This window comes from Dokdonia genika, from assembly GCF_042652845.1.
Lineage (GTDB): Bacteria > Bacteroidota > Bacteroidia > Flavobacteriales > Flavobacteriaceae > Dokdonia > Dokdonia donghaensis.
This window is the reverse complement of record NZ_JBHSHB010000008.1, coordinates 149,462-164,753: the sequence shown is the minus strand read 5'-3', so window position 1 is coordinate 164,753 and position 15,292 is coordinate 149,462. Positions and strand designations below refer to the sequence as shown.

The window sequence follows — 15,292 nt, the reverse complement described above, 5'->3', positions numbered from 1 at the left end:
AAAAATTGCAAGGGTTTATTGCCAGTTTGAAGGGCTTTGTAGGTGCGCTTTCGCGAAAAAAACGAACGGTATTCAAAATAACTAAGCATCTGGAGCTTAAACCCACAGCAAGACAAATGAGCGTTCAAATAGAAGATATAGGGGTTATGGATTATAATTTTTCGCGAAAGCGTTATCTTTGTGAAAAAATTGAAATGGCCAAAAAGGTAACCCCATATAAGTCTTCAGACCAGTCTAAAAAAGAGCAAGTAGAGCAAATGTTTGATAACATTTCTGGCGAGTATGACGGTCTTAACCGTGTGATCTCTTTTGGAATAGACGTAAAGTGGCGCAAGAAGGTGGTACAACTTGTGGCAGATACTAACCCAGATTCTATCCTTGACATTGCAACAGGTACAGGAGACCTCATTATTAATATGGCAAGTACAAATGCTAGCAAGCTAGTAGGTCTTGACATATCTGAAGGAATGCTATCTGTAGGCCGAAAGAAAATTGCTGCCAAAGAACTTGATGACCGCATCGAGATGATGCAGGCAGATAGTGAGAATATGCCCTTTGAAGACAATACTTTTGATGCTATTACTGTAGCCTTTGGGGTACGTAATTTTGAAACATTAGAAAAAGGTCTAGCAGAGATACTACGTGTGCTAAAACCTGGAGGAATTTTTGTGATATTAGAAACCTCTGTCCCTACAAAAACACCTTTTAAACAAGGATACAACTTCCACTCTAAAGTGATCTTACCTACTGTGGGTAAACTCTTTTCTAAAGATAAAAATGCTTATGGCTACCTGAGTGAAAGCGCAAATGCATTTCCTTTTGGAGAGGTACTCAACAATATTTTGCGTAAAATTGGGTTTAAAGACGTGCAACATAAGCCACAAACCTTTGGCGTTGCAACAATTTACACGGCTACAAAATAATTTTATGCGCACATACATTGCTGTAATAGCACTTGTTTTAAGTTTTTCTTCGGTTAATGCTCAGTGGTTATCTAGACCCAGAGTTCAGAATGATCAAAACTTTGATAAAAAACCTATTTCTTGGGGATACTACTTTGGTTTGAACTCAATGGATTACAATTTTGATTATCAAAATGAGCAAGAAGACATACAGGTTGAAAAATCTGTAGGTTTTAATGTAGGTCTCATAGGTGATTTACGACTCTCTGAGTTTGTGAGTTTACGTACTGAGCCAGGACTTATCTACACACAGCGTAATCTTATGTATGCGCCAGACCCACGTTTTGATGATGAAAATGATCAGCTACGCGAAGTGCCCTCTACGTATATATACTTGCCACTTGCACTTAAATTTAATACGAGAAGACTTAATAATGTGCGCCCTTATGTACAATTTGGCGTAGCTACAGTAACTAATTTATCTAGCAACGAAGACAATCCAGATGATAACTTTGCTGGACAGTTCCGTACAACGTCTAGTCCTTTCTTTTATGAGATGGCTATAGGTGTAGAACTATATCTTTACTACTTTAAATTTATACCCAGCATAAAAGGTGTCTTTGCCGCGTCTGACGAGTTAGTACGTGATAATAGACCTAACAGTCCGTGGACGGGTAATATTACAAAGATGCAAACCAGAGGTGTGTTCTTAAACTTCACCTTTCAGTAAGACCGCGCTACTACCCTCTTTTAAACTCACTTAAACAAATTGCCGTTGCCGTTGCTACGTTAAGACTTTCGGTAGCTTGTGTGATGCCAAATCTAGGTATAGCAATACGCTTTGTCACGAGTTCCTCAATACTCGTAGAGATTCCGTTTGCCTCATTACCCATTACAATCACACCCTCTTGCGGCAGTGATGCTGCATAAATATTTTCTCCATCCATAAAGGTCCCAAAAACGGGACGGTCTTCATTAGACAAGTATGTATCAATATCTGTATAAATAATCGCTACCCGCGTGAGCGATCCCATTGTGGCTTGCACCACCTTTGGGTTATAACAATCTACAGTAGCCTTTGAGCACACCAACTGCTTTATCCCAAACCAATCACAAAGACGTATAATAGTGCCTAGGTTACCAGGGTCACGTACATCATCTAGCACAACGGTAAGCCCAGACCTATCTATAGCTATTGCTTTTGGCATTTTAAATGTTGCCACTGCCTTTTGTGCGGTTTTTAAAAAGGTGAGTTTCTTAAGCTCGGCTGGAGTTGCTTCATTTACCTTAGACTGGTCTTGGGGTGATAACGCTTTCGCGAAAGCGGAAACATCTTCGGTATGTAATTCTACAAGCTCTAGTGATGATAAAAGAAGTTCATTTACAACCTTAATACCCTCTGCAACAAAAACACCTTCGCGCTGGCGGTACTTTTTTTGCCCTAAACTCGTTATTCGTTTGATTGTATTTTTGCTTACCACGATTAAGATGTACTTTTGAAAATGATGAAAACGACCTATTGAAAACAACTTGTACAAAAATATCACTATTTCTGGTAGTGGCACTCTTTCTGTTAGGTTGTAACGCAACAAAACGAGTTCCTGCAGATGGTCACCTCCTTACAGAAAACACCATTTATGATGGTGAAGAAAAAGTAAGCGAGACACGCCTTTACAATTACCTGTACCAAAAACCTAACACAAAACTACCCCTCATAGGTACGCCTCTACGGTTATATATTTTTAATCTTGCAAGGCCTAATATAGACTCTATACTTGATGCGCAACGCGCTGCGAGTGCAACTAGATATACCTTCTGGGAACGACTACTTTCTGCAAAGCAAGTAGAAGCTGTTCGTAATTTTAAAAAGAATTTTAATAGCGGTATAAAAAAGACTGGTGAAGCTCCAGCCATCGTAACAGAAGCCATTACCGAAAAGTCTGCCCAACGCCTTACTGCTTATTATGTAAACAATGGCTATTTTAATGCCGAGGTGGGCTACGACATTAAGAAAGATAGTAACCAGCGCGCATCTATAGATTATAAAGTAAAGAAGGGTACACCTTACTTTTTAGATAGTATTACCCCTATCATTGCTTCTCCAGTGGCAGATTCTATTTATTATGTACATAAAGACGAGTCTGTACTAAAACCGGGAGAGCGTTATGCCACAGCAAACATAAATACAGAGACACAGCGCCTTACAGAATTATTTAGAAACAATGGCTTATACCACTTTGAGTCTGATTATATACGCCTTGTAGGAGATACTGTAAAAACAAACCATAAGGCAAATCTAGAGTATATAATAGATAACCGTACAGAGACTGTAAATGACTCTACGTATGAGGTTCCTTTTAAAGTGCATAAAGTATCTAACGTAAACATCATAACAGATTATAATTATGATAATCGTAATAAAACCTTTAATGACTCGCTTGTAAGTGATGGCTTTAATATCTATGCTTATGATAAAATAAATTACAGACCTAAGGCACTTACAGATATTATCCCTCTTAAGCCTGGCGCTATCTACCGCGATGTAGACCGCATACAGAGTTTGAGCAGGTTGAGCAGGCTTGGTACATTTAAATACCCAAGTATCTCATATACCGAAGACCCAGCAGACAGTACACGATCTGATCTCATAGCGAGCATACGACTCACCCCGCTAGAAAAATATAAGCTTAGGGCAGATTTTGATGTCTCTACCTCAAATATTCAAGACTTTGGGATTGCTGGTTTTGGGTCGCTATTAATTCGTAATATCTTTAGAGGAGCAGAAACACTTGAAATCTCTGGTCGTGGTAGTGTAGGAGCATCTGATGATGCGGCAAATCCAGATGATAGTTTTTTTAATATCTCTGAAATAGGCGCAGATATGCGTCTTACCTTCCCACGTATATTTTTTCCTTTTAATACTAATAAATGGATACCTGCAGAGTGGCAACCTAATACCCGTTTTAATCTAGGTGTAGGCGTACAGCAAAATATAGGGCTGGATAAACAAACAGTGAGCGGTAGTCTCACGTACAACTGGAGCCCCTCTTGGAAAAGATCTTTTAGCGTAGATCTTGTAAATGCTCAATATGTGCGTAACCTCAACCCAGACAACTATTTCAATATATACAGAAATAGTTATGATGATTTAAACAGTATTGCTCAAAACAATCAGGCAGATGTAAATCCTGCATATTTTACTACAGATGCAAGTGGTGAGGTAAACCTCTCAATACCTTTTGGCGCAGAGCAGTTTATAAATGATGTAGATAATGGTAACGCTGGTGATATTTCTCAAAATGATATAAATGATATACAAGCTATAGGCGAGCGACAGGAGCGACTTACAGAAGATAACCTCATTGTATCTCTTAATATCTCCCACACCTACGATAATAGAGAAAACCTTTTTGACGAAACCTTTAGCCGTTTTAGAACAAACATTGAGCTTGCTGGTAATGCCCTAGCCCTGGCAGGTAATATTGCAAATACTAGCAAAAATGAAGATGGTAATAAAAGTCTCTTTGGCGTAGTATACTCACAGTATGTAAAAACAGAACTAGACTACTCTCGTCACTGGGACCTAGGTAATAATAATATTATTGCGGCAAGAGCCTTTGGTGGGATTGCCATTCCTTATGGTAACTCTGGGAGTATTCCTTTTATACGTAGTTTCTTTGGCGGTGGGTCTAATGACAACAGAGCCTGGAGAGCCTATGACCTGGGCCCAGGAAGCAGCGGTAGCCCCAATGAATTTAATGAAGCAAATATGAAACTTGCTTTTAACCTAGAATATAGATTTGACCTCATAGGGCCTATAGAAGGTGCGCTCTTTACAGACGCTGGTAATATCTGGAATGTTTTTGATAATGTAGAAGATGAGGCCTCAAGATTTACAGGGCTTGAGAGTTTACAAGAGCTAGCATTAGGTTCAGGTTTTGGATTGCGATGGGATTTTGACTTTTTTGCACTCCGCTTTGACATAGGTTTTAAAACATACAACCCAGCCCTTGCAGAGGGTGATAGATGGTTTACCCAGTACAATTTTGCAAATGCTGTCTATAACGTGGGGATTAATTACCCATTTTAATCTTAGATAGATGAGCTTATGTAAAATGATATAGACACACTTTATATCATTGAAATACTTCTAATTATGCTTTCGCGAAAGCGTAATTCTCCTAAAACGTTATCGTAGTAACCCACCTCACAAGAATAATAAACGAGTAATATTCATTACTTTTACTACATAAATTTTAAACTCATACAATGTCGCATTCTATAAAACCAGGTGTTGCCACAGGGCACGAAGTACAAGCAATTTTTAACTATGCAAAGGAAAAAGGTTTTGCCCTTCCTGCTGTAAATGTTATAGGGTCTAACAGTATAAATACTGTGCTAGAAACAGCAGCTTCACTTAACGCTCCTGTAATCATACAGTTTTCTAATGGTGGCGCCCAGTTTAACGCAGGTAAAGGACTTAGTAATGAAAACCAGCAAGCAGCCGTACTAGGAGCAGTAGCTGGAGCAAAGCACGTACACGAGCTTGCAAAGGCATATGGAGCTACAGTTATTTTACACACAGATCACTGTGCAAAAAAGTTACTCCCTTGGATAGATGGTTTACTAGATGCTAGTGAGGCGTACTATAAGGAGCACGGTCACTCACTCTTCAGCTCTCATATGATAGATCTAAGTGAGGAGCCTATAGAAGAGAATATAGAGATTTGTAAAAAGTATCTTGAGCGTATGGCAAAAATGGATATGACCCTTGAGATAGAGCTAGGAATCACAGGTGGTGAAGAAGATGGTGTAGATAATAGCGATGTAGATGACTCAAAATTATATACCCAGCCAGAAGAAGTTGCTTATGCATATGAAGAATTGAGCAAGGTAAGTGATCAATTTACAATCGCTGCAGCTTTTGGAAACGTACACGGAGTTTACAAGCCAGGTAACGTAAAGCTTACACCAAAAATTCTTAAAAACTCACAAGAGTACATTTCAGAAAAGTATGGAAAGGAGCACAACCATATAGATTTTGTTTTTCACGGAGGAAGCGGTTCTACCGTAGAAGAGATACGTGAGGCTATAGGATATGGTACTATAAAGATGAATATAGATACAGATCTTCAGTATGCTACTGCAGAGGGTATACGTGATTATTTTGGAGAAAACGCCGAGTATCTTAAAACTCAAATAGGAAACCCTACTGGTGATGATTCTCCTAACAAGAAATTTTATGACCCACGCGTATGGTTACGCAAGGCAGAAGGAACGATGGGAGCACGTCTTAAAAAGGCTTTTGAAGACCTTAATAATGTAGATACGCTCTAATAATCAACATATTATTACTACATAAAAGGGATGATGTCAAAATTGTTTGATATCATCCCTTTTACGTATTTTTACAGCCTATTATTTTGAAATTTTGAACGCTTACGCGAAAGGTTGATACCATATAATGTCACCTTTGCTAAGAAGAACTAATAATACCCTTAACCAAATTCAAACACCTTATATGGCTTGGTTCAAACGTAAAGAAAAAGGAATACACACTGCAACAGAGGATAAAAAGGATACTCCTAAAGGACTCTGGTATAAATCACCTACTGGTAAAATAGTAGACACAGAAGAGCTAGAAAAAAACTTCTATATCTCACCAGAAGATGGGTACCACGTACGCATAGGGAGTAATGAGTATTTTGAAATTCTCTTTGATGATAATAAATACAAAGAGCTAGACGCAAAACTCACCTCAAAAGATCCTCTTAAATTTGAAGACAAAAAGGCGTATGCAGATAGGCTAGTTGCCGCTCAAGAAAAGACTGGACTTAAAGATGCCGTGCGCACTGCTGTAGGTAAATCTAAAGGCTCAGACCTAGTGATAGCTTGTATGGATTTTAGCTTCATAGGTGGATCTATGGGTAGCGTTGTAGGAGAAAAGATTGCACGTGCTGCAGACTACTCTCTCAAAAATAATATTCCTTTTATGATCATCTCAAAATCTGGTGGTGCTCGTATGATGGAAGCTGCACTATCACTTATGCAACTAGCCAAAACAAGTTCTAAACTTGCTCAACTAGCAGATGCTGGTATACCCTACATATCATTATGTACAGACCCTACCACTGGAGGAACAACTGCCTCATTTGCAATGCTAGGAGACATTAACATCTCAGAGCCAGGAGCACTTATAGGTTTTGCTGGACCTCGTGTGGTACGCGACACTACAGGTAAAGAATTACCAGAAGGTTTCCAGACCGCAGAGTTTGTACAAGAGCACGGTTTCTTAGATTTTATAACACCTAGACAGGAGCTTAAAAACAAAATTAATCTTTACTTAGATCTTATACTAAATAGACCAGTAAGGGCTTAATTTTTATATCTACATAAACGATAAAAGCGGCTCATTGAGCCGCTTTTATCGTTTATGTATTATGCAAGCAAGGAGTTATTAAAAAATTTACTTCTTTCTATCTATCACATAATTTACCATAAGCTCTAGCGAGTCACGGTATACAGATTGAGGATAGGTCATAAGTATTTCGAGTGCCTCTTGCTGTAATGCTTTCATTTTTGATATCGCATAATCGAGGCCGCCATTATCTTTTACAAAGGCAATCACCTCTTTTACACGCTTCTTATCTGTATTCTTATTTTTTATACTATTGATAAGCCAGTCCTTCTCTTTTTTTGAAACTGTATTAAGTACATATATAAGCGGTAAGGTCATCTTTTGTTCCTTGATATCAATACCTGTAGGTTTTCCTATTTTTTCAGAACCGTAATCAAAAAGATCATCTTTAATTTGAAAAGCCATCCCTATAAGTTCACCAAACTTATGCATACGCTTTACCTCTTTACCTTTTGCGTGAACGGCTTGAGCTCCCATTGCACAACAAGCTGCAATGAGTGTCGCGGTTTTTTGTCTAATAATCTCGTAGTACAACTTCTCTGTGATATCGAGTTTTCTTGCTTTTTCAATCTGGAGTAGTTCTCCTTCAGAAATTTCGCGTACAGCGACAGAGATAATTTGTAATAAATCTGTGTCACCATTATCTATAGAAAGGAGTAATCCTTTTGAAAATAAGAAATCACCCACTAATACGGCAATCTTATTTTTCCATAAAGCATTAAGTGAAAAGAAGCCGCGACGCATATTACTATCGTCTACTACATCATCGTGTACGAGGCTTGCCGTATGTATTAATTCTATAACAGAGGCGCCTCGATATGTTCGATCATTTACCTCACCGCTATTCATCATTTTTGCAGTAAGAAAAACAAACATAGGTCGCATTTGCTTGCCCTTACGATTTACAATATAATGTGTTATACGATTAAGAAGCGCGACTTTAGAGCGCATAGAAAGGGCAAACTTTTCTTCAAAAAGCTCCATTTCATAGGCTATGGGTTCTTTAATTTGAGCTACTACTTTCATTATAGTAAAGATACCACTTACAAATAGGATTGTATTTATAAACTTATTGCATAGATAGTGTTAAATTTTCATTAAGAGCCTATAATTTCTGTAACTTAAGCCTCGTATTAATAATCCTAATTAAAAAAATATGAAACAAATTACTCTTATTGCTGCTTTTTTTCTTGCAGTATTTACAATGAATGCTCAAAACACCTTGATTGATGAGGGTTTTGATGATATTACGACCTTAACTGACTATACTGTTTTAAATGTAAGTGATACTCCTAATACAGATATATTTCAAGGTAACGATGCTGTTTTTGAAGCATTTGACGGTGCCAGCACATCTTATTTAGGTATGAATTTCAACGCTACAGGTGGATCAGTTATTGATGTTTACTTTATAACACCAGAGCTAAACCTAAGCAATGGTGATGAATTAACATTTTATACTAGAACTGGTGCAGCTAGTGCTTTCCCAGACAGATTAGAAGTGCGTTTAGATCCTGATGGAAGCGGAACTGAACCAACTTCTTCAAGTAATGGTTCTTATACCGACTTACTATTAGAAATAAATCCATCACTCGCAGTGGGAGGATACCCAGAAGATTGGGAACAACAAGTTGTAACAATGTCCGGTCTTCCAGACGGCGGGGTGATTACTAAAGTTGCATTTAGATACTGGGTTACAGATGGTGGACCAGCAGGAAACAACTCAAACTATATAGGTATTGATCGTCTTACTGTAGACGCAACGCTTTCTACAGAAGAGCTACTAGCTCAAGGCTTAAACATTTCTGTAGCATCTAAAATACTTACAATAAGTTCGCAAGAAGAATTAGTAAATGCAAAAATTTTCAATCTCTTAGGGCAAGATGTAAGAACATCTTCACTTAGCGGAAATACAGATACAGTAGATCTCAATGATTTACCTACTGGAGTATATGTGGCTCAAATAAGTAGCGCTACTGCATCTACTTCAATAAAAATTGTAAACAAATAAGTTTATTATTTAGACATAAAAAAAGCGACTCAATTGAGTCGCTTTTTTATTGCTTATTTGCCAGTTGTCCGCAAGCGGCATCTATATCTTTACCTCTTGATCTTCTCACCGTTACTGTGACACCATTTGCTTCAAGCACATCTACGTAACGGTCTATAGCTTGAGGGTTTGCTTGTTGAAACTGACCATCATCTATAGGGTTATACTCTATGATATTTACTTTACTAGGCACTGCTTTACAAAAATCTAATAAAGCATCTATATCTATCTGTCTATCATTTATGCCATCCCAAACTACATACTCATATGTAATGCGCTTTCCAGTTTTTTCATACCAGTAAATAAGTGCTTCTTTGAGATCTGCAAGTGGCATTTGCTCATTAAAGGGCATAATCTCTGTACGCACATCATCTAGCGCAGAGTGCAGCGATACAGCAAGATTAAACTTCACCTCCTCATCTGCCATTTTTTTAATAATCTTAGGCACACCAGAGGTAGAGACTGTAATTCTCTTAGGCGACATACCAAGTCCTTCTGGATCTGTAATCTTATCTATAGCCTTAATCACATTATTATAATTCATTAATGGCTCTCCCATCCCCATAAAAACAATGTTAGACAGGGGTCTATCGTGATATAACTTACTTTGTCTGTCTATGACCACCACTTGATCTACGATCTCATCTGGTTTGAGATTACGCATTCTCTTTAATCTAGCTGTCGCACAAAATTTACAATTAAGACTACAACCTACTTGTGAAGATACACAGGCGGTTGTTCTACTCTTAGTAGGTATTAAAACAGACTCAACTGTAAGACCATCGTGCAACTTTACAGCGTTCTTTATAGTACCATCACTACTACGTTGCATCTGGTCAACACGTATATGGTTAATCACAAAATGCTCATCTAGCAAGATGCGTGTCTCCTTTGAGATGTTAGTCATATCTACAAAGTCGTGTGCGCCCTTTTGCCATAACCACTCATAAACCTGATTACCTCTAAAGGCTTTATCACCTTGGTCTACAAAAAAAGCTCTAAGATCTTCTTTGGTTAATTTACGTATGTCTTTCTTTTCTGTTTTCACGATGCAAAGGTACGGAGTTGTTTGTTGTTTCCCGCACTAGATCTTATAGATACAACCAGGTCACCATACTACACCCATCATAAAACAATAAAACCCTCTATTATGAAGGCTTAATTGTTTTAAATATGATAATCAATACTAGATGAGACTATCTTGAAATGTTCTAAGACTTACTCCCATTTCAAAAGGATAGTTCTGAGATTGTAGCGCACGCTCTAGCGCTCCTAGCACAGCTAGCAAATCATTAGATGATACAGACCCCATATGCCCTACTCTAAAATATGTTGTCTTAATTTCAGAAAGCAATCCTCCCGCTACGATAACATCATCTGCTACCATATGAGCACGCAGTAATGCTCCATCTATATTTTCTGGATAATAAACAGCTGTTAGTGTATGAGCAGCGATTACATCTTCTGTAGGTAAAATAGATAAATTAAGAGAGGTTATTGCAGCTCTAAAGGCTCGAGCAAGCCTTTTATGTCTTTGCACTCTTCCGCCTATTCCCTCATCACAAATAATACCTAAACTTTTCTCTAAGGCCAAAATAAGATTTACAGGCGGTGTGCCAAAATAAGATGGTCTCTCTTCTTGATAAGCAATCATTATAGGTAGCCAGTTATTCCAAGAAGCATAATAGTTACCTACGGGTGTTTTTCTATTTTTCCAGACTTCTAGCGCTTTTTGAGAAGCAACAAGCAGTGCAAGCCCAGGCGGTACGCCTATGGCTTTTTGAGATCCAGTTAATACCACATCTACTCCCCACTTTTCTTGTAAAATTTCTTCACCTGCTACAGAGCATACCCCGTCAAGTATAGTGAGTACTCCATACTTTTGCGCAAGCTTACATATAGCCTCTGGCGCTACCATAACTCCTGTAGATGTATCTACGTGTGTAAACGTGAGTAATTTATAGGAGCCTTCTTTAAGCGTTTCCTCTATAATATCTAAAGGCACTACTTCACCTATAGGCGCACTAAGAACCGTAGTTTCTGCGCCATAAGTTTCTAGAATATCTTTAAACCGCGCTCCAAAATATCCGGTAGAAATGACAAGCGCACTATCTCCTTTCTCAATAAGGTTAGACGCCGCCATATCCATAGCTAGCGTTCCGCTTCCGGCAACTATAAAGGGCTGACCACTAGTTGATTTCCAAACTTCCTTCATCATATCCAGAGCGTTTCCAAAAACGTCTATAAAATTTGGCGCAACGTGACTTGTGGTAGGCACAGCCATTGCTTGCAACACATCTGGCTCAAACTCTATTGGGCCAGGTATCATAAGTAATTTTCTGCTTTTCATAATTTTCAATAATATGTTAAGGCTCTTTTCTGAAGTGAGAAAATCATCACATAAAGATGCTCATTATAATGATACAACTTTTTAGATATACGCTTTCGCGAAAGCGTAATTACACTCCATACAGCTATTATACAAATAAGAAATTCCAGCCAGATAGTGTAAACCAATACTTCCTACCAAAGACTATATCTGGACTGAAATTTCTTTAATTTCAAAAAGACGATGAGAGCAAGCATCGCCTTCTTACAACAAATTGAGGTTTACTTACTCTGCGAGCACAGCCTTTTGCTTTGTTACGGGTTCTTTTACAGTAAACTGGTTACTAGTATTATTTGCTCCACCAGCCTTGAGAGCTCTATCTCCTGCATAAAATGTTTTGTGATCATCTCCCAGATCTGAACCAGCCATTCTCTGGTGTTTTACACAAGAAACACCTTTGCGTATTTCTTCTCTCTGCACATCTTTTACGTAGGCTAGCATACCTTGATCTCCAAAATAGCCTTCGGTAAGATTATTCATATGCAGCGCAGTGGTGTGATATGTAGGCAATGTAATAAGGTGGTGGAAGATGCCTGCCTCTCTAGCACCATCCATCTGGAAGGTTTTAATCTTCTCATCTGCACGGTGTGACAACTCTGTATTATCATACTCTACATCCATAAGATTATTACGGTCATAAGCTGTCATATTCTCTCCTTCTTCTAGCATCTCGTCATAAGCTTGATTACGGAAATTGAGTGTCCAGTTGAATGACGGTGAGTTGTTGTATACCAGCTTTGCATTAGGCATTACCGCTCTCACTCTGTTAACCATATGAGCGATTTGCTTTACATTAGGTGTAGGGGTTTCTATCCATAAAAGATCTGCTCCATTTTGTAGACTCGTAATACAATCTAGTACTACACGATCTATATTTGTTCCGTTTTTGAATTTATACAATCCGTTAGGTAGTCTTACTGGACGTACAATTTTACCATCGCGTTTTAATAGTACATCATCTTCTTTTGCAGTAGCAACATCTATCTCTTCTGCCTCTACAAAGGCAAGATATTGTGATGCAAGATCTCCTGGCTCCTGACTTACCGGTAGCTTTTGAGTAAGACCAGCCCCCTCTGAGTCTGTTCTTGCTACAATAACACCTTGCTCTACTCCTAGTTCTAAAAAGGCATAGCGTAGTGCATTAATTTTTGCAATAAAATCTTCGTGCGGTACGGTTACCTTTCCATCTTGGTGCCCACACTGCTTAGCGTCAGACACTTGATTTTCTATTTGAAGAGCACAAGCACCTGCCTCTATCATTTTTTTAGCAAGAAGGTATGTTGCCTCTTCATTACCAAAACCTGCATCAATATCTGCAATGATAGGCACAACGTGCGTCTCATAATTATCTATTTGATCCTGCACATCTTCACCAGCATCTAGACGACGAAATAGATCGTTGAGCTCTACAGCATCTGCCTGGCGTAAAAAAGTGTAAATCTCTTCTATTAACTTAGGCACGGCAGTTTTTTCGTGCATAGATTGATCTGGCAACGGCCCTAGTTCCGAACGTAAAGCGGCAACCATCCATCCAGAAAGATATAAGTATTTTTTATTTGTAGTGCCGTGATGCTTTTTTACAGCAATCATTTTTTGCTGCGCCACAAATCCGTGCCAGCAACCTAGTGATTGCGTATAATTCATAGGGTTTGCATCATATTCTTCCATATCCTTACGCATAATAGCTGCAGTGTATCTTGCGATATCAAGACCGGTTTTAAATCTATTTTGCACCGACATACGAGCCGTGTTTTCTGGGCTTATAGAACTCCAAGAGTTTCCGTGTTTTGCTTTAAGTGTACGAATAACTTCAAGGGCTGAATTATAATTTGACATAGTATTAAGTATTAAGAGATTATTTTATTTAAATGCCTGTAAGGCTATTCTATATAGATTATGTTTATAAATATGTGTATGCTGGTGTGGTTAAAAATTCTTCAAAATCTTCTGATAAGACGAGATCATTAAAGAGATTAAAAGCATTTTCAAATTGGGTTGCCTCTATCTTATCTGCACCCACCTCTGTTATTATTTTTTCTACCTCTTCATCAAAAAGCATTGTGTACAGATCTTTAGTAAGCACATTTCCATCCTCTAAGACGGCTTTATTTTTAATCCAGTGCCAGATTTGAGTTCTTGAGATTTCGGCTGTAGCAGCATCTTCCATAAGGTGATAGAGTGCCACTGCTCCCTGGCCACTAAGCCAAGCATTGAGATACAGAATACCTACATTGATATTTTTACGAACTCCCTCCTCTGTAACGGTACCTTCTGGAATAGCTATAAGATCATTTGCCGTGACGGTTACATCATCCCTAGTAACCTCCAACTGGTTAGGTGCTGGCATATGTGCGTTAAACTCATCTATCGCAACTTGCACCAGTGCTGGGTGTGCTACCCAGGTACCATCGTGTCCATTTTTTACCTCACGCTCTTTGTCTTTTCTTACTTTTTCTAAAGCTGCATTATTTGCCTGAGGGTTATTTTTTATAGGCACTTGTGCTGCCATACCGCCTATGGCTAAGATTTTCCTTTTGTGACAGCGTTGTATAACAAGCTTAGAATAGGCATCCATAAAAGGTGCGGTCATCCCTACCTGGTCACGATTAGGCACTAAGAAGTCTGAATCATTTCTAAACTTCTTGATGTATGAAAATATATAATCCCAACGCCCACAGTTAAGACCTACGATGTGGTCTTTTAATTCATAAATAATTTCATCTAGCTGGTGACTTGCTGTAATAGTTTCTATAAGTACTGTACATTTTATAGTACCTGTAGGTAACTCGAGGTACTCTTGTGCAAACTCAAATACATCATTCCAAAGTCTTGCCTCTAGATAGTGCTCTAGCTTTGCTAAATAGAAATAAGGCGCTGTGTTATTTTTTAAAAGTTGAGAAACGTTTGTAAAAAAGTATAATCCAAAATCTACCAGTGAACCCGATACTTCTACATTATCTATAAGTAAATGCTTCTCATTGAGATGCCATCCTCTAGGTCTTACTAGTAAGGTGGCAACCTCATCGTTAAGTGTATATTTTTTATCTTTAGTAGGGTGATGATAGGTTATTGTTTTATTTACAGCATCACGAAGATTAATCTGACCTTCCATCACATTCTGCCAGCTAGGTGCTGTACTATCTTCCAGATCTGCCATAAAAGTTCTTGCTCCAGAGTTGAGCGCATTTATAACCATTTTACGATCTGTAGGCCCAGTAATCTCCACTCTTCTGTCTTGCAAATCGTGAGGAATCTCTCCTGCAACCCACTCCCCCTCTCTAATATCTTTTGTCTCCGTTGGAAATAAAGGTTTCTGACCTTGATCAAACAATAGCTGCTGTTGCTCTCTTGCTTGTAGTAATTCTAACCGTCTGGAATTAAACCGTTCGTGAAGGGCTTTAATAAAGTCTAAAGCCTCATCTGTTAATATCTCTGAGTAATAGCTTTTAACATTACGGTTAAAACTTATTGCATACTGGTTTATTTCTGGTGCCATCTATTCCTGTTTTAAATTCTACACCACAATGTTAAAA

Annotated in this window: 13 protein-coding genes; 7 read left to right on the top strand and 6 right to left on the bottom strand. The window is 38.4% G+C overall.

Translation table 11 applies throughout. From position 1 onward, the window contains the following. Window positions 1–194: 194 nt before the first annotated feature. Window positions 195–923 (top strand): bifunctional demethylmenaquinone methyltransferase/2-methoxy-6-polyprenyl-1,4-benzoquinol methylase UbiE, encoded by a 729-nt coding sequence (gene ubiE / locus ACFO5T_RS04640; protein ID WP_380032968.1) that lies wholly within the window; start codon window positions 195–197, stop codon window positions 921–923. Between the two features lie 4 nt (window positions 924–927). Then, complete coding sequence (gene porT, locus ACFO5T_RS04635; protein WP_380032446.1) at window positions 928–1,632, top strand: type IX secretion/gliding motility protein PorT/SprT; 705 nt, start codon at window positions 928–930, stop codon at window positions 1,630–1,632. 10 nt (window positions 1,633–1,642) lie between these two features. On the opposite strand, the gene ACFO5T_RS04630 is transcribed toward porT, so the two are convergent. Continuing rightward, window positions 1,643–2,383: an RNA methyltransferase gene (locus ACFO5T_RS04630; RefSeq protein WP_380032966.1), complete on the bottom strand. Its 741-nt coding sequence runs from the start codon at window positions 2,381–2,383 to the stop codon at window positions 1,643–1,645. A 38-nt stretch (window positions 2,384–2,421) separates the two neighbouring features. Here ACFO5T_RS04630 and tamL point away from each other — a divergent pair, with 38 nt between their 5' ends. The 3 genes from tamL to accD all read left to right on the top strand — a co-directional run bounded on the left by tamL (window position 2,422) and on the right by accD (window position 7,281). Continuing rightward, the gene (tamL, locus tag ACFO5T_RS04625) at window positions 2,422–4,992 is read left to right on the top strand and encodes a translocation and assembly module lipoprotein TamL (RefSeq protein WP_380032444.1); all 2,571 of its coding nucleotides are present in this window, start codon (window positions 2,422–2,424) and stop codon (window positions 4,990–4,992) included. Window positions 4,993–5,171: 179 nt separating this feature from the next. Further along, the gene (fbaA, locus tag ACFO5T_RS04620; RefSeq protein ID WP_021778358.1) at window positions 5,172–6,239 is read left to right on the top strand and encodes a class II fructose-bisphosphate aldolase; all 1,068 of its coding nucleotides are present in this window, start codon (window positions 5,172–5,174) and stop codon (window positions 6,237–6,239) included. 184 nt (window positions 6,240–6,423) lie between these two features. After that, a complete protein-coding gene (gene accD, locus ACFO5T_RS04615; RefSeq protein ID WP_035325293.1) occupies window positions 6,424–7,281 on the top strand; it encodes an acetyl-CoA carboxylase, carboxyltransferase subunit beta in 858 nt (285 codons plus the stop codon). A gap of 87 nt (window positions 7,282–7,368) precedes the next feature. Here accD and ACFO5T_RS04610 read toward each other — a convergent pair whose 3' ends face one another. Beyond that, window positions 7,369–8,346 carry a polyprenyl synthetase family protein gene (locus tag ACFO5T_RS04610; RefSeq protein ID WP_380032441.1) on the bottom strand — a complete coding sequence of 326 codons (978 nt, stop codon included), beginning with the start codon at window positions 8,344–8,346 and terminating at the stop codon, window positions 7,369–7,371. Window positions 8,347–8,476: 130 nt separating this feature from the next. Here ACFO5T_RS04610 and ACFO5T_RS04605 point away from each other — a divergent pair, with 130 nt between their 5' ends. After that, complete coding sequence (locus ACFO5T_RS04605; RefSeq protein WP_380032439.1) at window positions 8,477–9,331, top strand: choice-of-anchor J domain-containing protein; 855 nt, start codon at window positions 8,477–8,479, stop codon at window positions 9,329–9,331. 46 nt (window positions 9,332–9,377) lie between these two features. On the opposite strand, the gene rlmN is transcribed toward ACFO5T_RS04605, so the two are convergent. Both rlmN and ACFO5T_RS04595 read right to left on the bottom strand, forming a co-directional pair. Next, window positions 9,378–10,418 carry a dual-specificity RNA methyltransferase RlmN gene (gene rlmN, locus ACFO5T_RS04600; RefSeq protein ID WP_380032437.1) on the bottom strand — a complete coding sequence of 347 codons (1,041 nt, stop codon included), beginning with the start codon at window positions 10,416–10,418 and terminating at the stop codon, window positions 9,378–9,380. Between the two features lie 138 nt (window positions 10,419–10,556). Continuing rightward, window positions 10,557–11,720: a pyridoxal-phosphate-dependent aminotransferase family protein gene (locus tag ACFO5T_RS04595; protein ID WP_380032435.1), complete on the bottom strand. Its 1,164-nt coding sequence runs from the start codon at window positions 11,718–11,720 to the stop codon at window positions 10,557–10,559. Between the two features lie 56 nt (window positions 11,721–11,776). Here ACFO5T_RS04595 and ACFO5T_RS04590 point away from each other — a divergent pair, with 56 nt between their 5' ends. Further along, window positions 11,777–11,929: a hypothetical protein gene (locus ACFO5T_RS04590; protein ID WP_380032433.1), complete on the top strand. Its 153-nt coding sequence runs from the start codon at window positions 11,777–11,779 to the stop codon at window positions 11,927–11,929. Between the two features lie 55 nt (window positions 11,930–11,984). On the opposite strand, the gene ACFO5T_RS04585 is transcribed toward ACFO5T_RS04590, so the two are convergent. Next, a complete protein-coding gene (locus tag ACFO5T_RS04585) occupies window positions 11,985–13,595 on the bottom strand; it encodes an isocitrate lyase (RefSeq protein WP_380032431.1) in 1,611 nt (536 codons plus the stop codon). A 64-nt stretch (window positions 13,596–13,659) separates the two neighbouring features. Next, a complete protein-coding gene (gene aceB / locus ACFO5T_RS04580; protein ID WP_380032429.1) occupies window positions 13,660–15,255 on the bottom strand; it encodes a malate synthase A in 1,596 nt (531 codons plus the stop codon). Between the last annotated feature and the right edge of the window lie 37 nt (window positions 15,256–15,292).

Bases quoted from the DNA above. Each gene is read 5' to 3' on its own strand.
- ACFO5T_RS04590 (WP_380032433.1), top strand. From the start codon at position 11,777: ATGCTCATTATAATGATACAACTTTTTAGATATACGCTTTCGCGAAAG.
- accD (WP_035325293.1), top strand. From the start codon at position 6,424: ATGGCTTGGTTCAAACGTAAAGAAAAAGGAATACACACTGCAACAGAG.
- ACFO5T_RS04610 (WP_380032441.1), bottom strand. From the start codon at position 8,346: ATGAAAGTAGTAGCTCAAATTAAAGAACCCATAGCCTATGAAATGGAG.
- aceB (WP_380032429.1), bottom strand. From the start codon at position 15,255: ATGGCACCAGAAATAAACCAGTATGCAATAAGTTTTAACCGTAATGTT.
- ACFO5T_RS04605 (WP_380032439.1), top strand. From the start codon at position 8,477: ATGAAACAAATTACTCTTATTGCTGCTTTTTTTCTTGCAGTATTTACA.
- fbaA (WP_021778358.1), top strand. From the start codon at position 5,172: ATGTCGCATTCTATAAAACCAGGTGTTGCCACAGGGCACGAAGTACAA.
- ACFO5T_RS04595 (WP_380032435.1), bottom strand. From the start codon at position 11,720: ATGAAAAGCAGAAAATTACTTATGATACCTGGCCCAATAGAGTTTGAG.
- ACFO5T_RS04585 (WP_380032431.1), bottom strand. From the start codon at position 13,595: ATGTCAAATTATAATTCAGCCCTTGAAGTTATTCGTACACTTAAAGCA.
- porT (WP_380032446.1), top strand. From the start codon at position 928: ATGCGCACATACATTGCTGTAATAGCACTTGTTTTAAGTTTTTCTTCG.
- ubiE (WP_380032968.1), top strand. From the start codon at position 195: ATGGCCAAAAAGGTAACCCCATATAAGTCTTCAGACCAGTCTAAAAAA.